The sequence below is a fragment of the Kitasatospora purpeofusca genome, assembly GCF_036010405.1.
GTDB lineage: Bacteria > Actinomycetota > Actinomycetes > Streptomycetales > Streptomycetaceae > Kitasatospora > Kitasatospora purpeofusca.
Window position 1 is genome coordinate 1,148,430 of record NZ_CP108561.1, and the last position, 24,049, is coordinate 1,172,478.

General features: G+C 75.4%; 22 protein-coding genes. 14 read left to right on the forward strand and 8 right to left on the reverse strand.

Going from position 1 to position 24,049, the window contains the following annotated elements; translation table 11 throughout:
* Positions 1-24 precede the first annotated feature (24 nt).
* Positions 25-276, reverse strand: a complete 252-nt coding sequence (locus OG715_RS05015) for a hypothetical protein (protein WP_266277014.1) — start codon at positions 274-276, stop codon at positions 25-27.
* Positions 277-540: 264 nt separating this feature from the next.
* On the opposite strand from OG715_RS05015, the gene OG715_RS05020 reads away from it, so the two are divergent.
* Positions 541-1,422, forward strand: coding sequence for a hypothetical protein (locus OG715_RS05020; RefSeq protein WP_327064117.1), 882 nt, complete (start codon positions 541-543; stop codon positions 1,420-1,422).
* 130 nt (positions 1,423-1,552) lie between these two features.
* Here OG715_RS05020 and OG715_RS05025 read toward each other — a convergent pair whose 3' ends face one another.
* The 3 genes from OG715_RS05025 to OG715_RS05035 all read right to left on the reverse strand — a co-directional run bounded on the left by OG715_RS05025 (position 1,553) and on the right by OG715_RS05035 (position 6,441).
* Positions 1,553-3,721 (reverse strand): acyltransferase family protein, encoded by a 2,169-nt coding sequence (locus OG715_RS05025; RefSeq protein WP_266277012.1) that lies wholly within the window; start codon positions 3,719-3,721, stop codon positions 1,553-1,555.
* A gap of 145 nt (positions 3,722-3,866) precedes the next feature.
* The gene (locus OG715_RS05030; RefSeq protein ID WP_266277011.1) at positions 3,867-5,702 is read right to left on the reverse strand and encodes a glycosyltransferase family 2 protein; all 1,836 of its coding nucleotides are present in this window, start codon (positions 5,700-5,702) and stop codon (positions 3,867-3,869) included.
* A gap of 163 nt (positions 5,703-5,865) precedes the next feature.
* Positions 5,866-6,441, reverse strand: coding sequence for a GNAT family N-acetyltransferase (locus OG715_RS05035; RefSeq protein WP_266277010.1), 576 nt, complete (start codon positions 6,439-6,441; stop codon positions 5,866-5,868).
* Positions 6,442-6,753: 312 nt separating this feature from the next.
* Between OG715_RS05035 and aroA the strand changes: the two genes are divergently transcribed.
* Positions 6,754-7,998, forward strand: a complete 1,245-nt coding sequence (aroA, locus tag OG715_RS05040) for a 3-phosphoshikimate 1-carboxyvinyltransferase (protein ID WP_266277008.1) — start codon at positions 6,754-6,756, stop codon at positions 7,996-7,998.
* Between the two features lie 138 nt (positions 7,999-8,136).
* Here the strand turns inward: aroA and OG715_RS05045 are convergent, their stop codons facing one another.
* On the reverse strand, positions 8,137-9,147 hold the full coding sequence (locus OG715_RS05045; RefSeq protein ID WP_266277006.1) for a LacI family DNA-binding transcriptional regulator: 1,011 nt from the start codon (positions 9,145-9,147) through the stop codon (positions 8,137-8,139).
* Between the two features lie 130 nt (positions 9,148-9,277).
* On the opposite strand from OG715_RS05045, the gene OG715_RS05050 reads away from it, so the two are divergent.
* The 6 genes from OG715_RS05050 to OG715_RS05075 all read left to right on the forward strand — a co-directional run bounded on the left by OG715_RS05050 (position 9,278) and on the right by OG715_RS05075 (position 16,138).
* On the forward strand, positions 9,278-10,429 hold the full coding sequence (locus tag OG715_RS05050; RefSeq protein ID WP_266277004.1) for a Gfo/Idh/MocA family protein: 1,152 nt from the start codon (positions 9,278-9,280) through the stop codon (positions 10,427-10,429).
* A gap of 104 nt (positions 10,430-10,533) precedes the next feature.
* The gene (locus OG715_RS05055) at positions 10,534-11,682 is read left to right on the forward strand and encodes a dihydrodipicolinate synthase family protein (protein WP_266277002.1); all 1,149 of its coding nucleotides are present in this window, start codon (positions 10,534-10,536) and stop codon (positions 11,680-11,682) included.
* A 192-nt stretch (positions 11,683-11,874) separates the two neighbouring features.
* Entirely contained in the window at positions 11,875-12,711 is an 837-nt protein-coding gene (locus OG715_RS05060) for a sugar phosphate isomerase/epimerase family protein (RefSeq protein ID WP_266277000.1), read from the forward strand.
* Positions 12,708-13,796, forward strand: a complete 1,089-nt coding sequence (locus tag OG715_RS05065; protein WP_266276998.1) for a glycerate kinase — start codon at positions 12,708-12,710, stop codon at positions 13,794-13,796. The genes OG715_RS05060 and OG715_RS05065 overlap by 4 nt, the downstream gene beginning before the upstream one ends.
* Before the next feature lie 629 nt (positions 13,797-14,425).
* Positions 14,426-14,776: a rodlet layer protein gene (locus tag OG715_RS05070; RefSeq protein WP_266276996.1), complete on the forward strand. Its 351-nt coding sequence runs from the start codon at positions 14,426-14,428 to the stop codon at positions 14,774-14,776.
* Between the two features lie 456 nt (positions 14,777-15,232).
* The gene (locus tag OG715_RS05075; RefSeq protein ID WP_266276994.1) at positions 15,233-16,138 is read left to right on the forward strand and encodes a lysozyme; all 906 of its coding nucleotides are present in this window, start codon (positions 15,233-15,235) and stop codon (positions 16,136-16,138) included.
* A gap of 66 nt (positions 16,139-16,204) precedes the next feature.
* Here OG715_RS05075 and OG715_RS05080 read toward each other — a convergent pair whose 3' ends face one another.
* Positions 16,205-16,795, reverse strand: coding sequence for a TetR/AcrR family transcriptional regulator (locus OG715_RS05080; protein ID WP_266276992.1), 591 nt, complete (start codon positions 16,793-16,795; stop codon positions 16,205-16,207).
* 271 nt (positions 16,796-17,066) lie between these two features.
* Between OG715_RS05080 and OG715_RS05085 the strand changes: the two genes are divergently transcribed.
* Positions 17,067-17,759 (forward strand): ScbR family autoregulator-binding transcription factor, encoded by a 693-nt coding sequence (locus tag OG715_RS05085; RefSeq protein ID WP_266276990.1) that lies wholly within the window; start codon positions 17,067-17,069, stop codon positions 17,757-17,759.
* Here OG715_RS05085 and OG715_RS05090 read toward each other — a convergent pair.
* The gene (locus OG715_RS05090; RefSeq protein ID WP_266276988.1) at positions 17,730-18,959 is read right to left on the reverse strand and encodes an MFS transporter; all 1,230 of its coding nucleotides are present in this window, start codon (positions 18,957-18,959) and stop codon (positions 17,730-17,732) included. The two genes, OG715_RS05085 and OG715_RS05090, sit on opposite strands and share 30 nt — an antisense overlap.
* A gap of 155 nt (positions 18,960-19,114) precedes the next feature.
* Here OG715_RS05090 and OG715_RS05095 point away from each other — a divergent pair, with 155 nt between their 5' ends.
* A complete protein-coding gene (locus tag OG715_RS05095; protein ID WP_266276986.1) occupies positions 19,115-19,459 on the forward strand; it encodes an ArsR/SmtB family transcription factor in 345 nt (114 codons plus the stop codon).
* 178 nt (positions 19,460-19,637) lie between these two features.
* A complete protein-coding gene (locus OG715_RS05100) occupies positions 19,638-20,507 on the forward strand; it encodes a class I SAM-dependent methyltransferase (protein WP_266276984.1) in 870 nt (289 codons plus the stop codon).
* Positions 20,508-20,537: 30 nt separating this feature from the next.
* Here OG715_RS05100 and OG715_RS05105 read toward each other — a convergent pair whose 3' ends face one another.
* Positions 20,538-21,167 carry a TetR/AcrR family transcriptional regulator gene (locus tag OG715_RS05105; RefSeq protein ID WP_266276982.1) on the reverse strand — a complete coding sequence of 210 codons (630 nt, stop codon included), beginning with the start codon at positions 21,165-21,167 and terminating at the stop codon, positions 20,538-20,540.
* A gap of 233 nt (positions 21,168-21,400) precedes the next feature.
* Here OG715_RS05105 and OG715_RS05110 point away from each other — a divergent pair, with 233 nt between their 5' ends.
* The 3 genes from OG715_RS05110 to OG715_RS05120 are packed head-to-tail and all read left to right on the forward strand — an operon-like array spanning position 21,401 to position 24,020.
* The gene (locus OG715_RS05110; protein WP_266276980.1) at positions 21,401-22,159 is read left to right on the forward strand and encodes an SDR family oxidoreductase; all 759 of its coding nucleotides are present in this window, start codon (positions 21,401-21,403) and stop codon (positions 22,157-22,159) included.
* Positions 22,156-23,013, forward strand: a complete 858-nt coding sequence (locus OG715_RS05115) for an SDR family oxidoreductase (protein ID WP_266276978.1) — start codon at positions 22,156-22,158, stop codon at positions 23,011-23,013. Before OG715_RS05110 ends, OG715_RS05115 begins: the two co-directional genes overlap by 4 nt.
* Positions 23,010-24,020 carry an NADPH:quinone oxidoreductase family protein gene (locus OG715_RS05120; RefSeq protein ID WP_266276976.1) on the forward strand — a complete coding sequence of 337 codons (1,011 nt, stop codon included), beginning with the start codon at positions 23,010-23,012 and terminating at the stop codon, positions 24,018-24,020. The genes OG715_RS05115 and OG715_RS05120 overlap by 4 nt, the downstream gene beginning before the upstream one ends.
* Positions 24,021-24,049: the final 29 nt, after the last annotated feature.

Genomic DNA, 24,049 nt, shown 5'->3' on the forward strand with positions numbered 1-24,049 from the left:
ACCTGACGCGCCTCACCCCTGCGGTCAGGCTTCACCCGGGTGCCAGGCGGGCCATTCCCAGGGGCGGTCGACCCAGTGGACACGGTCCGGATCGCGCGGGTCGAGGTCGGGGAAGAGTTGGTGCACCCTCGGTTCGAACTCCTCCGGGGCGAGCGGCTCCCAGCCGTGGCCCTCGAACCGGACCAGCCGGTAGCGGCTGTCGGTGCGGAACTCGGCGACCTCGACCAGAAATTTCGTCGCGGTGTCCGCCGCAGTGGACGTGCTCTCGGTTTCCATGCCCCCAGCATGTGGCGGACCTCCCGGCGGCGCACCCGGGCTGCGGCAGGCAGCGTACGGCGGCGGTCCGGATCCGCCCGGGCCGGCCGGTGCAACCCCCGTCCGGGTCATGTCCCGCCGTCGGCAGGCTCGTTGAGCAGCGCGCGCAGGGGCCTGCGACGGCCGCCGCGCGGAGCGACCCGTCCGGCCCACCCGGCACACCCGGCCCTCCCGGCAGGCCACGCGCGGACGGGCGGCGGTGGACGACGGCAGGAGGACGAGGACATGGGCGGACAGGCGGCAGACGGCAGTACCCCGGCGGGCGGCGGACCGAGGACCGGTCCGGTCGCGGCGGCGGGAGCGGCGCCAGGAGCCGCCCCGGCGGCGGGCGCTGCGGCAGGCGCGGGCGCCGCGGCAGGCGCGGGCGCCGCGGCAGGCGCGGGCGCCGCGCAGTGGCAGTGGCCGACCCCGGCCTGGCAGCCTCCGCCGGTGCCGGTCCCGCCCCCGGGGCCCGTCCCGACACCGCCCTGGGAGGCGATGGCGGAGGCCGCCGAGGCGGACCGGCGCCGCCGCCGCCGGACGTGGGCGGTGAGCGCCGTCGGGATCGTCGCCGGCATGGCGGCGGTGCTGGCGATGTGCGGGCCCGGGTCGGGCGAGGAGTCGTCCGGGGTCGTGGCCTTCCCCGGCGCCTCGACGACGCCGCCGCTCGCGCCGTCCCCGGCCGTCTCGCCGACCACCGGTCTGCTGCCGGTCCCGGCGCCCTCCCCGCTGCCGTCGCCGACGAGCAACGAGGGCCCTCGGCCCGCACCGGCCCCCGGCGGGCCGGAGGCGAACCCGGCCCTCGCGGGCGGAGCCCCGACCGGGGCCGTGCCCGGCGCCGAAGGCGGCGAGCTCGCGGGAAGCCCCCGGCCGAAACCGAGCCGTTCACCGCGACCGGCGCCCACCCGGGCGACGCACGCCCCCGGCGGTCCGGCCGCGCCGGCGCCCACCCCGGCAACCGCCGCGAATCCCACGGCCTCCGCCCCCGCGCACGCCCCCACCGCTGCGCCGCCCGCCGCGTCGGTGCCCGGGGCGGGCGGCGGCACGATCTGCGACCAGGCCGAGCACTTCGGCCGCTGGCCCGCCGGTTCCGAGCAGGCCCGCATCTGCCGGGGCATCTACGGCTGAGCCCGGACCGGGACCGGCACCGGCACCGGCACCGGGACGGCATCGGGACGGCAGAACGACGAGGGCCGCCCGCCCACCGGGGACGGTGGGCGGGCGGCCATATGTCGGTGGACGGTGTCGGAAAGCGGCGTCAGGAGACCGCGTCGGAGCCCAACAGCGCGTGGTCCAGGCGCGGGGCGAGGACCCTGGCCAGGGTGTCGGTGATGTGACCGGTGTCGCGGTAGAGGATCACGCCCTCCAGGACGGCCGGGCAGTCCGGCCCGGTGCCGGGGCAGAGCAGCGGGCCGACGTCCAGCGCCCGGACCCGGTAGCGCTCGGCGAGGCCGCCGTCGAGCAGCGGGTCGCGCTCGAAGGCCGTCCCGCGCGGGAAGAAGCAGGAGTCCGAGCGGCCGTCGGAGCCGGCCAGGCAGGTCGGGATGTCCTTGCCGGGCATCGGGGTGTCGCCCAGGTAGGCGAGCGGCGCGCCGAGGGCGGTGAGGCGGTCGAGGGTGCGGGTCCAGCCCTCGGTGCGCTCGTCCTGGGCGCCGTACCGGTTGAGGCCCGCCATCAGCACCAGCCGGGGCTTGGGGCCGGAGGTGAGCCGGGTGAAGGTGTTCTCCCGCCAGCGGTCGCACTCCTCGAAGGTGCGGCCGAGCACGTTGTTGCGCACCGTCAGGGTGGCCAGCGGGCAGCCCGGCTTGACCAGCACCTCCAGCGCCCACTGCCGCTGCTCGGCCATCGCCAGGGCGGCGGAGATCCACTGACCGGCGTGCGAGTCGCCGATGAGCACGATCCGGTCGGGGCTGGACTCGGTGCCGAACAGGCAGCGCGGGCTGGTCTCCGCGCCGAGCGGGATCTCGCAGCCCTTGCCGGGCGGGAAGTCCTCGCGGGCCCGGGCGAGCGAGGGGGTCAGCGAGAGCACCCGGGCGCCGGGGGCGAGCAGGCCGGGGCCGTCCACCGCACCGGCCGGGGCGACGGTCGCGCGGTCGGGGTCGCCGAGCGCGCGGACGGTGCCGCCGCCCAGGGTGAGGCCGGCGATCAGCGGGATGACCAGGGCGCTGGCGCCGACGGCGAGGCCCCGGCGCGGGGCCGGGCTGCTGCCGTACCGCAGCGGCGTCTCGACCAGCCGCAGGGTGAGCCAGGCCGGGACGGCGGCGGCGGCCGTGAGGGCGACCAGCGTGGTCCAGGGCAGGGCGCCCCAGCGGGCCTGGGCGATGGTCAGTACCGGCCAGTGCCACAGGTACCAGGCGTAGGAGAGCCGACCGGCGGCGCGCAGCGGGCGGGTGGCCAGCAGTCGGCCGGCGTCGCCGGCGGTCAGCGCGCGGTGCGCGGGGCCGGCGAGCAGGACGGCGGCGGTGCCGAGGACGGGCAGCAGGGCGGCCGCGCCGGGGAACGGCGTGTCGCGGTCGTACCGGAGGACGGCGGTGAGCAGCGCGGCGGCGCCCGCCCAGCCGAGGACGCGCAGCAGCCCGCCGCCGAGGCGGGCGCCGGGGCCGCCCCGGGCGAGCCGGGTGGTCAGCGCCGGCGCGGCGAGGGCGACGCAGCCGCCGACGGCGAACTCCCAGAGGCGGCTGGCGGTGGAGAAGTAGCCGAGCGGCGCGGAGCCGGCCGTCCACCGGATGCAGAGCAGCAGCGAGACGCCGCCGACGGCGAGGGTGGTCAGGGTGGCGGCGGCGACGGTGCGTCGGCGGTGTCCGGCGAACAGCCGGGCGAGGCCGAGCAGCAGGACGCCCCAGAGCAGGTAGAACTGGTTCTCCACCCCCAGCGACCAGAAGTGCTGGAGCGGGCTGGGGTCGTGTTCGGCGGCGAGGTAGTCGGTCTGCTGGCCGACGAAGCGCCAGTTGGAGAACTGTCCGGCGGCGGCGATGAGGTCCCGGGCGAGGTCGGTGCCGCGCAGCGGGTCGAGCAGGGCGCCGCCGGCCAGGGCGGTGGCGACCAGGACCACGGCGGCGGCGGGCAGGATGCGGCGGGCGCGGCGGGCGGCGAAGTCCCACAGGCCGAGGGGGCGGGCGAGGAGGAGTCCGGTGATCAGGAAGCCGGAGACGACGAAGAAGACGTCGACGCCGACGTAGCCGCCGGTGAGGCCGGGGACGGCCGCGTGGAAGGCGAGCACGGAGAGCACGGCGACGCCGCGCAGGCCCTCGATGTCGGGGCGGAAGGCGGCCCTCGGCCGTGGGTCGGCGGTGGCGGGTCCGGCCGCGTCGACACGAGCGGCTACAGGCTCTACGGCGACAGGCTCCGCAGTGGACGAGGAGGAGAGGACGTCGGTCGGGACGAGGGCGCGCGACGGCTCGGCGCCTGGTGGTACGGCCGTGGGCACGGCGAAGCTCCTTGCAGGGGCTGGCAGCGGTGGTCGGGGGCCGGCGGGCCGATGGGGCGGCCGGCCGGCAGTCCGCGCCGGTGGGGCGACGCGCAAGGGAGGGAGGAACAGAACTACGAGGGGAGGAAGCAATACTGACGGAGCGTCAGAACACCAGCGGGTCGGCCCAGCCGGACGCCAGCAGGCCGCAGAGCAGCAGCACCGCGGTGACGGCGACGGCCTCGGCGGGCCCGAAGCGGAGGTCGGACCGCCGGTTCCCCGGACGGTCGGACGGCCGGGCGAGGTCCGCGACGGTGGCGCCGTTGCCACCGCGGACCAGCGGCCAGAGCGCGCCGATCAGCGGAACGACCGTGTAGGTGGTGAGCGCGAGCAGTCCAGCGAGCGCCCAGAAGGGCTGCCAGCCGTAGGAGTTGACGGCGCGGACGAGTCCGACCGCGCCCGCGACGACCACGAGGCCGAGCCAGCCGACGCCGATCCGGGCGACGCTGCGGGCCAGCGCGGTGCCGCCGGAGACGGCGCCGGTGGGCACCCAGTCGGCACTGCGGCGGCGCAGCGCGTGGGCGATGGCCACCACATGGCAGAGCCCGCCCAGGAGTTGGACCCGGGTGACCTCGAAGCGCCAGTGGGTGCGGGACATCGCGGGCAGCAGGACGAGCGCGACCCAGATCGGCGGCAGGAACGGCAGCACCTGCCAGGGGGCGATCTCCTCGGGGCGGAAGAACAGCATGATCAGGGCCGGCAGCGGCACGGCGAAGACGTTCACCGCGCTGGTGAGGTAGCCGAGGATGCCGTTCCAGAAGCAGAGCCGGGCCGAGCGGGGCAGCGGGCCGCGCCGGAAGTCGGGGTCCCCGACCAGGGCCAGCGAGCCCAGGCACCAGCGGTACTGCTGGCTGATGAAGGCGGGCAGGCCGGTGGGCGACATGCCCTTGGCGAGCAGCGCGGGCACGTACCGGGTGGTCCACCCGGCGCGGGCGAGCGAGAGGCCGGTGTAGAGGTCCTCGCTGTGGTCGATCTCGGCGAAGCCGCCGACGCGTTCGAGGGCGGCGCGCCGGTAGAGCGCGTTGGTGCCGCAGCAGACGGTGCCGTCCTGGGCGTCCCGGGAGGGCTGGATCCAGCGGTAGAAGATCTCCTGGGTGGCACCGGCCGCGCGTTCGAGCCAGGACATCCCGGGGTCGGTGTCGAAGCACTGCGGGCTCTGCACGATGCCGATGTCCGGGTCGTCGAGGTACGGCACCAGGTGGTGCAGGAAGTCCGGGCGCGGGCAGAAGTCCGCGTCGAGGACGGCGATGATGTCGCCGGTGCCCTCGACCAGGCCGTGGTTGAGGTTCCCGGCCTTCTTGAAGCGGCCCCGGTCGGGGCGGCTTCGGTACTCGAAGCCGTAGGACTCCGCGAGTTCGCGCACCTCGGGCCGGGCGGCGTCGTCGAGGACCAGGACGGTCAGCTCGCCGGGCCAGCGGACGGCGGCGGTGTGCCGGTAGGCGTTGTCCAGGACGGTGAGCGGTTCACCGGCGGTGGGCAGCAGGAGGTCGACGCCCGGGTGCCGGACCGGGCGCCAGGCCCGGACCAGCAGGTCGTGCGAGTCGCGGGTGAAGCGGCGGGAGCGCTGTCCGTCGACGACGGAGAGCAGCCAGGTCGCGGCGTTGAGCACGGTGAGGGCGAGGAACGGCCAGAGCAGCGGTCGGCTGAGCGCGAACAGGCCGAGTGTCGCGGTGGCTCCGGCGTAGGAGAGGGTGGCGCAGAGCAGCACCCAGCGGCGCTGCGGGCCGAAGTACCAGTAGAGCTCCTCGTCGTCGGGCGGGCTGGGCAGGCGGGACAGGTCGTCCTCGGCGCGCGGGTCGGGACGTGTACCGGGGGACACCCCGGGACGGTCGGCGAGCCGGCTGTCGGAACGGCTGTCGGGCCCGCCGTCGGGTATTCGGCGCCCCGGGTGCTGCGGTTCCCGGTCGGGCGCGGTCACGGCGTTGCCATGGTGTACGGGCATGCGGAATGGCCCCCCTGAGCTGGGACGGAACGTGGCCTTTCGCCGGTCAGCCTCTCACGTTGGTCTGGACCAATCGATCATCGGGCGTGACCGTCGGGCATCGTCCCAGGTCAGGGAGTTGACGCAATGTCAGATTCGTACACCACCTGACGCTGTGTCACCACTACCCGACGGTAATCTCCTTGGTCAGCTTCTCGAACCGCAGGTCGGGGCGGAGCGGGATGCCGAAGCGCTCGTCGCCGTAGGGGAACGGCGAGTAGTCGCCGGTGCGGTGGAAGCCCCGGCGCTCGTACCAGGCGATCAGCTCCGAGCGCTGCTCGATCACCGTCATCTCCATCTCCGCCACCCCCCACTCCTCGGCCGCGTACCGCTCGGCCCGCGCGAGCACGGCCCGCCCGAGGCCGCCGCCCTGACGGCCGGGGCGCACCGAGAACATGCCGAAGTAGGCGCGCGCACCCCGGCGTTCCAGCTGGCAGCAGGCGAGCAGCTCGCCGTCCAGCTCCGCCAGCAGCACCACCCCGCCCGCGTGGCTCACGGCCGCGGTCACACCCTCGGCGTCGGTGCGCTGCCCGGCCAGCAGGTCGGCCTCGGTGGTCCAGCCGGCCCGGCTGGTGTCGCCCCGGTAGGCGGACTCGACCAGGTGCAGCAGGGCGGGTACATCGGCGGAGGTCGCGGCGCGGAAGGCCAGCCGGTCGGTGCGGGCGGCCTCGGGGGCCGCGCCGGTGCTGCTCTCGGACACGGGGTCCTCGTCTCTGGCTGGCCCGGACCGTGCTGGCCCGGGCGGGGAGGCGGCGGCCGTTCGGCCGATCCCTCGCATCGTGCCACAGCCGCCCCCGTGCCCCACCTGCGCGTACGACCCACCCCCGCCCACCCCGGCCGCAGCCCTTCGACCGTCCCGGCCGAACGGTCGTCCGAGCCACCGGCCGAGCGGTCGTCCGACCGCCGTTCCAGTACCCGGACACCCTCCCCCGCGCGGCGACGCCTCCGGCAGGATGGCGGTAGGACCACGAACCCAGCCCGGCACGCCCGGACCACCCACCCCGGAGGCCCCATGACGACCGTCGAGATCCCCGGCTCCAAGTCCGTCACCGCACGCGCGCTGTTCCTGGCCGCCGCCGCCGAGGGCACCACCACCCTGCTCCGGCCGCTGCGCTCCGACGACACCGAGGGCTTCACCGAGGGGCTGCGGGCGCTCGGTTACGCGCTCACCGCCGCACCCGACCGGTGGACGATCGAGGGCCGCCCGCAGGGCCCCGCCCACGACGCCGAGGTCTACTGCCGCGACGGCGCCACCACCGCCCGCTTCCTGCCCGTGCTCGCCGCCGCCGGCCGCGGCGACTTCCGCTTCGACGCCTCCGCCCAGATGCGCCGCCGCCCGCTCGGCCCGCTGACCGAGGCACTGCGCGCCCTCGGGGTCGACCTCCGGCACGAGGAGGCCGAGGGCCACCACCCGCTGCGGATCACCGCCGACGGCGTCCGCGGCGGCGCGATCACCCTCGACGCGGGCCTCTCCTCGCAGTACCTCACCGCGCTGCTGCTGCTCGGCCCGCTCACCGAGCAGGGCCTGCGGATCACCGTCACCGACCTGGTCTCCGCCCCGTACGTGGAGATCACCGTCGCCATGATGCGGTCCTTCGGCGCCACCGTGACCCGCACCGGCCGGGTCTACGAGGTCGCGCCCGGCGGCTACCGGGCCGCCGAGTACCCGGTCGAGCCGGACGCCTCGACGGCGAGCTACTTCTTCGCCGCCGCCGCGCTCACCGGTCGCCGGCTGACCGTCCCCGGGCTCGGCAAGGGCGCGCTCCAGGGCGACCTGGGGTTCGTCGACGTGCTGGCCCGGATGGGCGCGCGGGTCGAGGTCGGCAGCGACCGGACCACCGTCGAGGGCCCCGCCGGAGGCCGGCTCTCCGGTCTGACCGTCGACATGCGCGACATCTCCGACACCATGCCGACGCTCGCCGCCGTCGCCCCGTTCGCGGACGCACCGGTGCGGATCGAGAACGTCGCCAACACCAGGGTCAAGGAGTGCGACCGCCTGGACGCCTGCGCGGAGAACCTCCGCCGGCTCGGCATCGACGTCGCCACCGGCCACGACTGGATCGAGATCCGCCCGGGCACCCCGCGCGGCGCCGCCCTGGCCTCCCACGGCGACCACCGGATGGTGATGTCCTTCTCCGTCACCGGCCTGCGCACCCCCGGCATCACCTTCGACGACCCGGGCTGCGTGCGGAAGACCTTCCCCGAGTTCCACGAGGTGTTCGGGCAGCTGCGCGAGGAGTGGGCGACCACCGGCTGACCCGCGACGCGGCGGCCGGGCGGCACCGGGGGCGGGCGCCCGCCCCCGGTGGCCCTGCTGGAACCGGGCTCGGCACGGTCACCGGGACGTCGGCGCGGGGCGCGGTAAGCGCTATCCAACCCCCGCCGGTCCGCCCCCTCAACCCGCCACCGGCCCCGTGCTGCCGCGCACCACCAGGGCCACGCCCAGCGGAGCCTGCCGGGCCGGCAAGGCGCCGTCCGCGATCAGCTGGACGGCCCGCTCCCCCGCCTCCTCCAGCGGCAGCCGGACGGTGGTCAGCGACGGCCGCAGGTCCACCGCGAACGGCACGTCGTCGAAGCCGACGACCGAGACCTCCCCCGGCACGCTCCGCCCCAGGTCGTCCTGGACCGCTGCCAGCACACCCGCCGCCATCACGTCGTTCAGGGCCAGCACCGCCGTGACGCCCGGCTCGGCCGCGAACAGCCCGAGCGCCGCCTCCCGGCCGCCCGCGCGGGTGAAGTCCGCGAACACCACCCTGCGGTCCGGGAGTTCACCGCCCAGCCGGGACCACGCCGCCCTGATCCCGGCGAGCCGCCGCCGCACCGTCACCAGGCCCTCCGGCCCGGCGACCACGCCGATCCGACGGTGTCCGAGCTGCCAGAGCTCGGTGGCCGCGCGTTCGGCCCCGCCGGTGTGGTCGAGCGGGACGTAGGGCTCGACGTCCCGCTCGCCGATGCAGGAGACCCGGCCGCCGTCGGCCCGGAAGGCGTCCAGTTCGGCGGCCAGGCGCGCCGTGAGGTCCGGGTCGGCGACGCCGCTGCCGGCCAGCAGCACCGCCCGCGCCCGCTGGGCGCGCAGGCTCCGGACGTACTCGATCTCCAGCTCCGGATCGCCGAAGGTGGCGGCGATCATGACCATCAGCCGGTGCCGCTTGGCTGCCCGCATCGCCCCGGCGGCGATCGCCCCGAAGTACGGGTCGGCGATGTCGTGGACGACCAGGCCCACCACCGAGGTCGAGGACCGGGCCAGCGCCTGCGCGGGCGCGTTGGAGACGTAGCCGAGGTCCCGCGCCGCGTCCTCGACCTTGCGGCGCAGCTCCTCCCCCACGGTCCGGGTGCCCCCGTGGAGCACCCGCGAGGCCGTGGCGATCGACACCCCGGCGTGCTCCGCGACGCGTTGCAGCGTCACGGCGCCGGTGGAACGGGTGGCACGGGTGGTTGACCTCGGGTTCGGCATACTCGTAACGTACCCGGCGGAAAGCGCTTACCAAGAATCCGAGCGCACCTCCCGCACACCTCTCCCGGAAGGAAGGTCCACCATGTCCCGCAAGGTGATCGGCATCGTCATGAACGGTGTCACCGGTCGAATGGGCTACCGCCAGCACCTCGTCCGCTCGATCCTCGCCATCCGCGAGCAGGGCGGCCTGCCGCTCGGCGACGGCGAGGTGCTGTGGCCGGAACCGATCCTGGTCGGCCGCAGCGCCCACAAGCTCAAGGAGATCGCCGACCGGCACGGCCTGACCCACTGGACCACCGACCTGGACGAGGCCCTCGCCCACCCGCTGGCCGAGATCTACTTCGACGCCCAGCTCACCCAGGTCCGCGAGCAGTCCATCCGCCGGGCCGTCGCCGCCGGCAAGCACATCTACACCGAGAAGCCCACCGCCGAGTCCCTGGACGCCGCGCTGGAGCTGGCCCGCCTGGCCCGCGACGCCGGGGTCCGCAACGGCGCCGTCCAGGACAAGCTGTTCCTCCCCGGCCTGCTCAAGCTCAAGCGCCTGGTCGACAGCGGCTTCTTCGGCCGGATCCTGTCCGTGCGGGGCGAGTTCGGCTACTGGGTCTTCGAGGGCGACTGGCAGGAGGCCCAGCGGCCGTCCTGGAACTACCGCGCCGAGGACGGCGGCGGCATGGTCCTCGACATGTTCCCGCACTGGCGCTACGTGCTGGACGGCATCGTCGCCCCCGTCCGCTCCGTCTACACCCACACCACCACCCACATCCCCACCCGCGTCGACGAGCAGGGCCGCCCGTACGAGGCCACCGCCGACGACGCCGCGTACGGCATCTTCGAGCTGGAGGGCGGCATCACCGCCCAGATCAACTCCTCCTGGGCGGTCCGCGTCGACCGCGACGAACTGGTCGAGTTCCAGATCGACGGCACCGAGGGCAGCGCCGTCGCCGGACTGCGCGAGTGCCGCTTCCAGCACCGGGCCGCCACCCCCAAGCCGGTCTGGAACCCCGACCTGGCCGTCACCGAGTCCTTCCGCGACCAGTGGCAGCGGGTGCCGGACAACGCCGAGTTCGACAACGGCTTCAAGGTGCAGTGGGAGCTGTTCCTGCGGCACGTGGTGACCGGCTCCGAGTACCGGTGGGACCTCCTGGAGGGCGCCAAGGGCGTCCAGCTCGCCGAACTCGGCCTGCGCTCCGCCCGCGAGGGCCGCCGCCTGGACGTGCCCGACCTCTCGCTCTGACCCCCGGGCCGCTGCTCCCCCCGCCCCGACCCGGCCTGCCCCCTCCCTGCCCCCTCCCTGGCTCCTCCCGCCCCCGCCCGCACCCCGACCCGATTGCTGACACCATGACCGAGATCGACCTGCCCGGCCACGGCCGCCACCGTCTGTCCGAGCCGCTCCGACTCCCGCCCGCCACCGGGGCGCCGACCGGCCGCGTCGTGTACGCCGCCGCCCATGTCGTCGCCGACCCGCTCGGCGACAACGCCCCCGGCGCACCCGCGGCCGTCGACTGGGACACCACCCTCGCCTTCCGCCGCCACCTGTGGTCCCTCGGCCTCGGCGTCGCCGACGCCATGGACACCGCCCAGCGCGGCATGGGCCTCGACTGGCCCGCCACCCGCGAACTGATCACCCGCTCCGGCGCCGAGGCCCGCGCCACCGGCGGACTCCTCGCCTGCGGCGCCGGCACCGACCAGCTCGCCCCCGGCACCCACACCCTCCAGACCGTCACCGCCGCCTACGAGGAGCAGCTCGACGTCGTCGAGTCCGCCGGCGCCCGGCCGATCCTGATGGCCAGCCGCGCCCTGGCCGCCGCCGCCCGCGGACCCGAGGACTACCTGCGCGTCTACGGCGGGATCATCGGGCAGGCCGAGCAGCCGGTGATCCTGCACTGGCTGGGCGAGATGTTCGACCCGGCCCTGAGCGGCTACTGGGGATCCACCGATCTCGACGCCGCCACCGCCACCGTCCTGGAACTCATCGGGGAGCACGCCGACCGCATCGACGGCATCAAGGTGTCGCTGCTGGACGCCGACCGCGAGGTGGCGCTGCGCCGCGCCCTGCCCGCCGGGGTCCGCCTCTACACCGGCGACGACTTCCACTACCCGGAGCTGATCCGCGGCGACGAGCACGGCCACAGCGACGCGCTGCTGGGCGTCTTCGACCCGATCGCCCCGGTCGCCGCCGCCGCGCTGCGCGCCCTGGACGCCGGGGACCTCGACCGCTACGACGCGCTGTTCGCGCCGACCCTGCCGCTGGCCCGGCACCTGTTCGCCGCCCCGACCTACCACTACAAGACCGGGATCGTCCTGCTCGCCTGGCTGGCCGGGCACCAGGGCCACTTCACCATGGTCGGCGGCGCGCAGAGCGGCCGTTCCGTCCCCCACCTGGTCGAGCTGTTCCGGCTCGCCGACGCCGCCGGGATCCTGCCGGACCCCGAACTCGCGGCCGACCGGATGCGGCGCTTCCTCGCCGTGGCGGCGCCGCTCGGCTGAGCGGGGCCGCGTCCCTCGGTGGCCGTCCCTCCCTCGGTGGCCGTCCCCTCCCTCGGTGGCCGTCCCCTCCCTCGGTGGCCGTCCCCTCCCTCGGTGGCCGTCCCGTCTCGGGCCCCGCGTCCTTCGGTGCCCGTCCTTCCCCCAGGGCGGCCACCGGCCTCACCCTCCCCTCCTCGAAAGGAGCCCGGCACCGTGACCGGACTCTCCCGCCTGTCGCTCAACCAGATCACCACCAAGAACTGGAGCCTCCCCGAAGCCGTCCAGGGCTGCGTGGACGCCGGGATCCCCGCCATCGGCCTCTGGCGGGACAAGGTCGCCGAGACCGGCCTCGCCCGCTCCGCCAAGCTCTGCCGGGACGCCGGACTGGCCGTCAGCAGCCTGTGCCGGGGCGGCTTCCTCACCGCCGCCGGACCGGACGAGCGGCGGGCCGCGCTCGCCGACAACCTCCGCGCCATCGAGGAGGCCGCCGAACTCGGCACCGACACCCTGGTCATGGTCGTCGGCGGCCTCCCCGACGGCAGCCGCGACCTGGTCGGCGCCCGCCGCGCCGTCGCCGACATGATCGCCGAACTCGCCCCGCACGCCGGGGGCTTCCGCGTCCGGCTGGCCCTGGAGCCGCTGCACCCGATGTTCTGCGCCGACCGCGCCGTCATCTCCACCCTCGGCCAGGCCCTCGACCTCGCCGCACCCCACCCCGCCGCCCAGGTCGGCGTGGTCGTCGACAGCTACCACGTCTGGTGGGACCCGCAGCTCCCCGAGCAGATCGCCCGCGCCGGCCGGGAGGGCCGCATCGCCTCCTACCAGGTCTGCGACTGGACCCTGCCGCTCCCCGCCGACGCCCTGCTCGGACGCGGCCACGTCGGCGACGGCCACATCGACTTCCGCACCCTCACCGACCAGGTCACCGCCGCCGGTTGGACCGGCTGGATCGAGGTCGAGATCTTCAACCAGCGGATCTGGGACACCCCCGGCGAGCAGACCCTGCGCACCCTCGCCGAACGCCACCTCGCCCACGTGGCCCCGGCATGAGGATCGTCCTCGCCCCCGACTCCTTCAAGGGCACCGCCACCGCCGCCGAAGCCGCCCGGGCCCTCGCCGACGGCTGGCACTCCGTCCGTCCCCACGACGAGCTCCTCCTGCTGCCGATGGCCGACGGCGGCGAGGGCACCCTCGACGCGGTGGCCACCGCCCACCCGGGCGCGACCGTCCACGAGGTCCCCGGCTGCACCGGTCCCGACGGCCGCCGCGTCCCGGGCCGCTACCTGCTGCTCCCCGACGGCACCGCGCTGGTCGAACTCGCCACCGCCAGCGGGCTCCCCCTGCTCGAAGGCCGCCTCGCACCGCTCGCCGCCACCAGCCGCGGCACCGGCGAGGCGATCGCCGCCGCCCTGGACGCGGGCGCCACCGCGCTGACCGTCGCCCTCGGCGGCTCCGCCTCCACCGACGGCGGCGCCGGACTGCTCTCCGCCCTCGACCTGCGCGTCCTCGACCACTCGGGGGCCCCGCTCCCCGACGGCGGCGGCGCCCTCGCCACCGCCGGGCACATCGACACCCGCCGGCTGCGCCCCGGCCCGCCCGGAGGCGTCCGGCTGCTCACCGACGTCACCAACCCGCTCTTCGGCCCCGACGGCGCGGCCGCCGTCTACGGCCCGCAGAAGGGCGCCGGCCCGTCCGAGATCGCCCTGCTGGAACACGGACTGCGCCGCTACGCCGAACTGCTGGGCGGCGACCCGCACCACCCCGGCGCCGGAGCGGCGGGCGGCACCGCCTACGGCCTCGCCGCCGCCTGGGACGCCCGGATCACCCCGGGCGCGGCAGCCGTCGCCGACCTGCTCGGCCTGGACGCCGCCCTGGCCGGGGCCGACCTCGTGGTCACCGGCGAGGGCCGCTTCGACGCCACCAGCCTCCTCGGCAAGGCCGTCGGCGAGGTGACGGACCGGGCACACCGCGCCGCCGTACCGGTCCGCATCGTCGCGGGCGACTCCACCGACGGACGGGCGCTCACCCTGCTGTCCCTGTCCGGCGACAGCGACGACGCACAACGGCGGGCCACCCACTGGCTCGAGCTCGCCGGAACGTGGCTGGCCCGCTCGGTCGGCCGCCCGGCGCACTGACGCGCGCACCGACCGTCCGAATGACAGGAGGAGGCCCGCTCCACGGGAGCGGGCCTCCTCCTGCATCGCCCGGCTGCGCCGGGCCGGTCACCGTCCGTACGTGCCCGCCTCGACCCGGCCCCCACGACGTTCGCCGTGATCCCACGGGCAACCTCTTGTCGACCTTTCCGAGGATCAGCGCGGCAGCCCGCCGATCCCCGTACGGACCGAGCAGTTCTTCTCCGTGCCCCGCCGCGAAACTCTTCAATTCCATTCCTTCGAACCGGTGGATCGAGAGGCTGAGGCTGTATACCTGCCCTGCCTGCGGCTGAACGAATCCCGCGAACTGGTGGCGCGGAATGGCACCTTCGTACACCGGCCCCCGACGGACACCTTCCGATCCCCGAGGAGCGGTGCCGGGACCAGCGCCGATCGGTCGTGCGGACGTCAGCCTGCCGGGGGCGGATCAGCCGTGCGGGTGTCGGTGGCGGCCGGTTCTGCCGGAGGTCGTAACTTTCCGGACCGTCGTTCTTTGATCCGGACAGCAGTGATTGCAACCGGTTCAGGGCGTGCACCACCTTCAGCCGGCGCCTGTTCGACCGCCAACGGGTCGGCCAGTGCTTCGAATTCATCTTGAGAGGAATGCGGAAATGTTCAAGAACACCTTTGCCGCCGCCGCCGGCCTGGCCGCCGCTGCCATCGCGATGTCCGCCGGGTCGGCCTTCGCCATCGCCGACTCGGACGGCGCCGCCGTCTCGTCCCAGGGCAACGGCGGCACCAACCAGACCGGCACCCACGGCGACCACAGCGCCAACTTCCACACCCTTGACAACCCGAACATCTGCCTCCCGGAGATCCACAACGTCGCGGTCGGCGCCGTCATCGGCGTGGCTGTCCCGATCGAGGTCCCGGTCCTGAACAAGACCCCGAAGCAGATCTGCAACGTCGGCCACAACACCCAGTCCTCCGGTGACGGCGGTGTCTCGCACCTGATCGGCTGATCCCGCAGCGCTCCTGGGCCCCGGTGACACGTCCCGGGGTCCGGTATCGCGCGGGACCGACGCCCGGCCGGGTCTTCCCGGTCGGGCGTTCGGCATGTCCGGGCGTTCGGCATGTCCGGGGGCCGAAGGGGACGTACGGGGCGCACGAAGAGTGGACGACCAACGCCCGACCTGCGCGCGAAGCCCGGGCGGCGCGGGAGTGCGGACCCGCGCGCCCCCGCACCGCCCGCCGCCAGGGGCCCGGCGGCCCCGCCCCTGGTGAACACCGGTCCTGCGGGCACAGAGTCGTCCGGGTGGTCGGAACCACTCGGCTGTGACCCTCGGTCGGAATGGGGCCACCGATACCTGGCGGGCTGGCACGTACATGGCTACCCTGCTGCCTCCGGGCGCCGTCACCGGCCGTCCCGGCCGTCCGCACCACCCCACGGGTCGTCAGCACCGGACCAGAGGAGTGTCATGCCCAGCACTTCCCGCTCCGCCAGCTCCGCCAGCAACTCCGGCAGCCCCTCCGCCGGCCCCTCCGGCACCACCGGCCTCCGGCAGCCCCGGCGGCGCCTGCTCGCCTCGTTCGCCGCCGTCGCCACCGCCGTCGCCCTGGCCGTCGGCATCGCCGCCCCCGCGCACGCGGCCGGCGGCCACCTGCCGCCGATCCACCCCGACCTCGACTTCGCCGGCTCCACCGTGGCCGCCCACGAGGGCCGCGACGGCACCGCCCCGCTCGCCGCCCTCGCCGTCACCCAGACGCCCGGGCTCGACGTCGCCAGCTACCAGGGCAACGTCAACTGGTCCTCGGTACGTGCCAACGGCGCCCGCTTCGCCTACGTCAAGGCCACCGAGGGCACCACCTACACCAACCCGTACTTCACCCAGCAGTACAACGGCTCCTACAACGCCGGCCTGATCCGCGGCGCCTACCACTTCGCGCTGCCGGACCGCTCCTCCGGCACCGCCCAGGCCAACTGGTTCGTCGACCACGGCGGCGGCTGGTCCCGCGACGGCAAGACCCTCCCGCCGGCCCTCGACATCGAGTACAACCCCTACGGCGCCACCTGCTACGGCCTCAGCCAGAGCGCCATGGTGAGCTGGATCCGCGCCTTCAGCAACACCGTCCACAGCCGCACCGGCCGCTACCCCACGATCTACACCACCACCAACTGGTGGACCAGCTGCACCGGCAACAACGCCTCCTTCGGCGCCACCAACCCCCTCTGGGTCGCCCGCTACGCCTCCGCCGTCGGCACCCTCCCGGCCGGCTGGAGCTACCAGACCATCTGGCAGCACGCCGACTCCGGCACCTTCCCCGGCGACCAGAACCTCTTCAACGGCGCCTTCGACCGCGTCCAGGCCCTCGCCAACGGCTGACCGCCGCTCCGCTCCCCGAGCCCGCCCCCGCCACCCGGTCCGGTCCGGGTGGCGGGGGCGGCGGGGTCACGGGGCGGCGGTGAGGGAGTCGAGGAGGATGCGCCAGGCGGCGGTGTGGGCGGCCGGGTCGTCGGGGGTCGCGTCCGGGCGGCCGAAGGCGACGTGCGGGGCGCCGTGGAGGACGGCGAGCAGGAGTTGGGCCACCAGCTCGGGCGGGCGGGGTGCCATGGTGCCCTCGCCCTGGGCGCGGCGGATGAGGTTGACCAGGCCGCACTGCACGTCCGAGAAGATGTCGGGCGCCGGACCGGAAGGATCCGGGACGTCGGTGGCCAGGCGGAGGGCCACACGCAGCCGGACGTCCTCCTTCAGCCGCTGCGCGAGGTCCAGGACGAGCCCCTCCAGGACGGCGGCGGCCCCGACGCCGGGGACGTCGCGGGTCAGCCGCATCTCCTCCCAGACCTGCCGGGACTGCGACATCAGGGCGCCCGCGAGGGCGCGCTTGGAGTCGAAGTGCCCGTACAGCGCACCCTTGGTCATGCCGGTGCGCTGCGCCACCGCGTTGAGGGTGGCCCGGCTGTAGCCCTGGGCGGAGAACTCCTCGGCCGCGGCGTCGAGCACCTTCTCCCGCGTAAGCCGGGCCCGCTGCTGCTTCATCATGCGGTCCTCCTCGGGGTCGGAGAACATTCCGTGGCGGAGGAATGTTCTCGGGGCGGCACGGTCGCCACCCGGTTCCGTTCAGGTCCGACCGGGAACATTCCGTCGGTGCTTCCTCCCCCGAGGTCGCGAACTCCCGTGCGGTACCGCTACATTGCGGTGCCCCCACAGGTGTCACGGCTCAGGAACCTACCTTCCGGAAGGATTGGCGTCGAGGGCCTCACCGCCACCGACCACCGCAGTGAACTCCGCCCCCACCACCGAGGAGCCGAACATGCCCGAGCCCGATTCCGGGATCAGACCCGAGACCGGCGCCGCACCCGGCGCCGAACCGCCCGGCCCGTTCCGGGTCCGGCCGATCGCCACCCGGCGGGGCCCCGACCCCAAGCAGGACCGGGCCGCCCGCACCAGGCTGCTGGTCCTCACCGCGGCCGCCGAACTGTTCACCGCCCGGGGCTTCCGGCACACCTCGGTGCAGGAGGTCGCCGACCGGGTGGGGATGACCAAGGGCGCGGTCTACTTCCACTACCCGACCAAGGAGGCGCTGGCCGTCGCCGTGGTCGAACACCACTACGCCCGCTGGCCGTTGCTTCTGGCCGGGGTCACGGCGGAGGGACACGGGCCGCTGGAGACCGCGGAACGCCTGCTGGCGGGCGCGGCGCTCGCCTTCCGGGACGACGTCGTCGTCCAGGCCGGCACCCGCCTGCAGGTCGAACGCCCGCAGATCGACGCCGAGTTGCCGACACCGTACGTGGACTGGACCGAACTGCTGGCCGGGCTGCTGTCCCGCGCCGAGGCGCTGGGCGAGCTGCGGGCGGGGGTGCGGCCCCGGTCCGCGGCCCGGTCGCTGGTGGCCGCGTTCTTCGGCACCCAGCACATCTCGGACGTCCTCCACGAACGGGCGTACGTCGTCGAACGCTGGTCGGAGACGGCCGAGTTACTGTTCCGGGCGATCCGCGCGGAGTGACGCGACCCGACGGCGGACGAGCGCCGCGGGCGGGCCGACGGACGCCGCGGGCGGGCGGACGGCGCGCGGGGCGTCGACACCGGCCCAGGTGGTGGCCGCCGCGACCAGCGCGAGCACGGCCGCCGCGAACGGGAACCAGCGCCCGCCGAACAGGGCCACGGCCGCGCTGCCGACCGCGCCGCCGGCGGCCGTACCCAGGTACAGGGCACTGCTGTTGAGCGAGATCAGCAGCTGCGCGTTGCCCGGGTCGAGCGAGGCGAGCCGGTGCGGCAGGGCCACCGAGACCGCCCAGCCCGCCAGCGGGGTGACGACGGCGTAGGCGAGCGCGCCCGGCATCGAGCGCCCCGCCCACGGCAGCGCGGCGAACGCGAGCGCCGCCACCGTGCTGCCGACGAGCAGCACCCTGCGGACGCCGACCCGGTCGACCAGGCGCCCGCCCAGCCAGCTGCCCGCGACCGAGGCGAGGCCCGAGACCAGCAGCACCAGGCTCAGCCGGTCGGCCCGTCCGCCGGTGGCCGGGGCGACCGCGGTGGCCAGGTAGATGTAGACGGTCTGGAAGGCGAGGAAGAAGAGCAGCGTGGTCGAGGCGGCGCCGAGCACCCGCCGGTCGCGCAGCGGCGCCAGCCGGTCCCGCAGGCCGGGTGCGGCGGCGGGCGCCGGCAGGTCGCGCAGCAGCAGGGCGAGCCCGGCCAGGGCGGCCGCGCCGAGGGCCGTGACCAGCCACATCGTGAGGCGCCAGTCGGTGCGCCCGATCCAGGTGCCGAGCGGGACACCGAGCGCGGTGGCGACCGTCATGCCGCCGAGCACGGTGGCCAGCGCCCGGCCGCGCCGCTCGGGGGCGACCAGGGTGGTGGCCACCGCGTTGGCGGTCGGGGTGTAGAGCGCGGCACCCGCGGCGGCCAGGACCCGGGTGGCGAGCAGGGTCCCGTAGGAGGGGGCGAGCGCGCTGAGCGCGTTGGCGGCGGCGAACACGGCGAGCGCGGTGAGCAGCAGCCGGCGGCGCGGCCAGCGCGCGGTGAGCGCGGCGAGCGGCGGGGCGAGCAGCGCGTAGCCGAGGGCGAAGACGGTCACCAGCTGGCCGGCGGCGGTGACCGTGACGCCGAGGTCCTCGGCGATCGGGCCGAGGATTCCGGCCATGACCATGGTGTCGGTGCCGACGGCGAAGGTGCCGAGGGCGAGCAGGAGCAGGCGGACGGGCACGTGGTTCCCCCAGGGGCGGACGTCATCGGGCCTAATTGTTGGACGAGCGGGCAACAGTTTGATGCTGGCCAAACAGTACGGATTGGTGGATGATTGTCAAACTGTCCCGTTCGCGTCGCACCAGCGCCGCCAGAGCCCCGAGGAGGCCGCCGGCCATGACCGACGACGAGCGGCTGCCCCAACCCGCCACCACCGAGATCGACCTGGTCACCGTGCTGCACGCGCTCGGCGACCCGGTCCGGATCCGCCTGCTGACCAGCTACGCCGACGGCGCCGAGCACTCCTGCGACCCGCGCCACCTGGGCCTCGACCACCTGCACAAGTCGACCGTGTCGCACCACATGCGGGTGCTGCGCGAGGCCGGCGTCACCTCCACCCGGGTCGCCGGCCGCAACCGCTTCGTCTCGCTGCGGCGGGCCGACCTCGACGCGCGCTTCCCCGGCCTGCTCGACGCCCTGCTCGCCGCGACCCGGGCCGCCGCCCCCGCCACCCCCGCCTGAGCCCCGTCCCGCCGCGCGCCACCGCCTGAGCCCGCGTCCCCCGCCCGTCCCCCCGCCCGTGCTCCAGCCGCCCGTGCCTCCCGCCGCCCGTCCGGCCGCACCGGACCGGCGCCCGCGCGACCCGCTGGGTAGCGTGGCCGGGACGGCGAGGGCGCGGACCAGCGAAGGGCCGGGTGCGATGATCGGTGAGGTCGACGGGCAGACCGGCAACGGGCTCGACCTGGACGGCCTGCGCCGGGTCTACGGCACCCCCGGCCACCGGCTGTTCTACACCCTCGTCTGCCGACGGGCCCGGCACTGGGGCTGGACCGAGCCCGGCCAGTCCAAATGGCGCTGCTGGCGCGCGCAACGGCAGTTGGAGGAGGTGCTCGGGCGCAAGCTCGCCCTGCCGCCCGGCTCCCGGGTGCTGGACGCCGGCTCCGGTTCGGGTGTCGTCGCCCGCCAGCTGGCCGCCCGCTTCGGCCTGCGGGTCACCGGCGTCGACCTGATGGACTTCCACGTCCGCGAGGCCCGCCGGCTGAGCGCCCGGGCCGCGCTGGAGGACCGCACCTCCTTCGCCTGGGGCGACTTCCACGAACTGGACCTGCCCGCCCGCTCCTTCGACGGCGTCTACTCGATGGAGACCCTCTGCCACGCCCACGACCCGGCGCGCGCCCTCGCGGAGTTCCACCGGCTGCTGCGGCCGGGCGGACGACTGGTCCTGCTCGGGCCGGCCGCCGTCCCGCGCACGGAGATGCCCGACACCCAACAGGCGCTTCTCGACCCGTACTTGGACGCGATGGTGCTGCCCGGCGCCCGCCGCTACACCACCCGCACCCTCGGCGGGCTGATCACGGGGGCGGGGTTCCGGCTGGAGGAGGAGCTCGACGCGACGCCCTACTACCTGCCGACCACCGAGGCGCTGTACGGGTACTTCCGGCTGCCCTACGCCGTACTGCGGCGCCTCGGCGCGACCGAGCACTGGCTGGGACTGCGCTCCACGGTGGAGATGTACGAACTGCGCCACCACGTCGCGTGGATGGTGCACACCGCCGTCAAGGACGGCTGAACCGCGCCGAGTTGGACGCCCACCGGGCCGTCAGCGCCCGGCACCCAGCATCCGGAGCACCAACTCGCCGTAGCGGCGGCCGAGTTCCTCCGGGGTCTCACTGCTGCGGTCGGTGTACCAGCGGGACACGTCGATCCCGAGCGAGGTGACCGCACGCGCGGCGGTGCGCACCTCGGCGACCTCGAACAGCCCGTCCGCGCGCCCCGCTTCGATCAGCGCGGTGACCTCGCGCTCGATGTCCAGCCGCAACGCCGCGACCGCCGCGTAGTCGTCCTCCGGGAGTGCGTGCAGCTCGTAGTTGACCACCCGGCCGACCGTCCGCGCCCGGGCGTGCCAGGTGGTGAAGTCCTCGACCAGGCGCCGCATCCGGGCCACCGGGTCGCCCTCGCCGGCCGCCGCCGCCCGGACCAGGGCGAGCGCCGCGGCGTGACCGGCCCGGCTGATCTCGGCCAGCAGGGCCGCCTTGGAGGGGTAGTGGATGTAGAGCGCGGCCGGGCTCATCCCGGCGCCGGTGGCGATGTCCCGGGTGGTGGTGGCGTGGAAGCCGCGCTCGGCGAAGGACTCGACGGCGGCCCGCAGCAGCCGGTACACCGCCTCCGGGCGGGCGTCGGCGCCGCCGGGCAGGGTGGGCCACAGCTCGGCGATGGGCGTGCTGGTCATGGCGCCATCCTCGCAGATCGGTCGTCCGGGCGGTCGTACGGGCATTCGCCCGGGGCCGGGCCGGCGGAGGGCGGGAGAGGCACCCGGACACCCGCCCGGACGCGACCCCGGGGGCTGTTGACAGGGTGTCGCACCGACAGCATGCTGAGCAAGCGCTTAGTCAGCAGCCGCTCCACCGGCAGCCGGGCCGCCGAGCCGGTCACACGGCCGCCGTCCACGCCGAAAGGATCCCCGTGGTGCACTCCTTCAAGGGCCGGGTGGCCGTCGTCACCGGATCGAGCCGGGGCATCGGCCTCGGCATCGCACGCGAGCTGGTCGCCCGGGGGGCCAGGGTGTGCCTGACCGCGCGCACCCCGGAGCCGCTCGCCGAGGCCGTCCAGGACCTCGGCGGACCCGAGGTCGCCATCGGCGTCGCCGGCCGCGCCGACGACCCGGCCCACCAGGAGGAGGCCGTCGCCCGCACCCTGGAGGCGTTCGGGCGGCTCGACCACCTGGTCAACAACACCGGCATCAACCCGGTGTACGGCCCGGTACTGACCGTCGACGAGGTCGCCGCCGCCAAGATCCTCGCCGTCAACGTGCTCGCCCCGCTCGCCTGGACGCGGCGGGCGCACGCCGCCTGGATGGGCGAGCACGGCGGCTCGGTGGTCAACGTCGCCTCGGTGGCCGGCCTCCGCTCCTCGCTCGGGATCGGCATGTACGGGGTCTCCAAGGCCGCGCTGATCCGGCTCACCGCCGAACTCGCCGCCGAGCTGGGCCCCGAGGGCATCCGGGTCAACGCGGTCGCCCCCGCCGTCGTCAAGACCAGGTTCGCCGAGCCCCTGTACGAGGGCCGCGAGGAGCAGGTCGCCGCCGCCTACCCGCTCGGCCGGCTCGGGATGCCCGAGGACGTCGCAGGCGCGGTCGCCTTCCTGCTCTCCCCCGACGCGGCCTGGATCACCGGCCAGACCGTGGTGGTGGACGGCGGCATCACCCTCGGCGGCGGGCTGTGAGCACCCCGGCCGGGAGTCCGACCAACACCGGCGCCGAGACCCCCACCGACCCCCCGACCGCCCCGCCGTTCGCCGGCCAGGGCGTCGTCGTCACCGGCGCCGGCCGGGGCATCGGCGCCGCCGTGGCCCGCGCCTTCGCCGCCGCGGGCGCCCAGGTGGTGGTGAACGACCTGGACGGCGCCGCGGCCCGCGCGGTCGCCGCCGACTGCGGCGGCTCCGCCGTCCCCGGCGACGCCGCCTCCGCCGAGGGACTCTCCGCCCTGGTCCACTCCGCCCGGGGAGCGCTCGCCCGGCACGGCGCCGAACTCGACATCTGGTGCGCCAACGCGGGCGTCGCACCGGTCGGCGGCGCGGACGCCGCCCCCGAGGCCTGGACCGCCGCCTGGGAGGTCAACGTCCTCGCCCACGTCCGGGCCGCCGAACTGCTCCTCCCCCACTGGCTGGAGCGCGGCAGCGGCCGGTTCGTCGCCACCGTCTCGGCGGCCGGACTGCTCACCATGCTCGGCTCGGCCCCCTACGCGGTCACCAAGCACGGCGCGCTCGCCTTCGCCGAGTGGCTCGCCGCCACCTACCGGCACCGCGGGCTGCGGGTGCACGCGCTCTGCCCGCAGGGCGTGCGCACCGCGATGCTGGCGAGCACCGGCGCCGTCGGCGAGGCGCTGCTCGCCCCCACCGCGCTGGAGCCGGCCGAGGTCGCGGCGGCCCTGCTGGACGCCCTGGCGGCGGACCGCTTCCTGGTCCTGCCGCACGCCGAGGTCGCCGACCACTACACGGCGCGTGCCGGGGAACCGGACCGCTGGCTGGCCGGGATGAACCGCCTCCAGCGGCAGTTGGAGCAGGAGGGGGCGCTGTGAGGGCCTGGCAGGTGCCGGAGCCGGGCGAGCCGCGCGAGGTGCTGCGGCTGGTCGGCGACGCGCCGCGGCCGGTGCCGGGCCCGGGACAGCTGCTGGTCCGGGTCCGGGCGGCGGCCGTCAACTTCCCGGACGCGCTGCTGGTCCGCGGCCAGTACCAGGTGCGCCCGCCGCTGCCGTTCACCCCCGGGGTGGAACTGTGCGGCGAGGTGGTCGACCAGGGGCCCGCCCCGGTGGAGCCGCAGCACCTCCCGGACGGGGAGTGGCGGCCGGGTAACCGGGTGATCGGCACCCCCGTCCTCCCCCACGGCGCGTTCGCCGAGTACGCGCTGCTCAACACGGCCGCTGCCTTCCGCGCCCCCGACTGCCTGGACGACGCCGAGGCGGCGGCCCTGCACATCGGCCACCAGACCGCCTGGTTCGCCCTGCACCGGCGCGCCGCACTGCGCCCCGGGGAGACGCTGCTGGTGCACGCGGCGGCCGGCGGGGTCGGCAGCGCCGCCGTCCAGCTCGGCCTGGCGGCCGGCGCCCGGGTGATCGCCGTGGTCGGCGGCGCCGCCAAGGCGGCCACCGCCCGCGCGCTGGGCGCCGACCTGGTGGTCGACCGCACCGCCGAGGACTTCGTCGCCGCCGTCCGCACCGCCACCGCCGGCCGGGGCGCCGACGTGGTCTTCGACCCGGTCGGCGGCGCGGCCTTCACCGGCTCCACCCGCTGCGTAGCCTTCGAGGGCCGGATCGTGGTGGTCGGCTTCGCCGGCGGCGAGATCCCGGCGCCCGCGCTCAACCACACCCTGGTGAAGAACTACGCGATCCTCGGCCTGCACTGGGGCCTCTACCAGACCCGCGACCCGGAGGCCGTCCGCGCCGTGCACCGGGAGCTGTCCGCACTCGCCGCCAAGGGTACGGTCCGGCCACTGGTGACCGGACGCCTCCCGTTCGAGGCAGTGCCCGACGCCGTCCAGCGCGTCGCCGACGGGACCACCACCGGGCGGCTGGTGGTACTGCCGTGAACGGGCGGGACCGAGGCTGACCGCCCGGG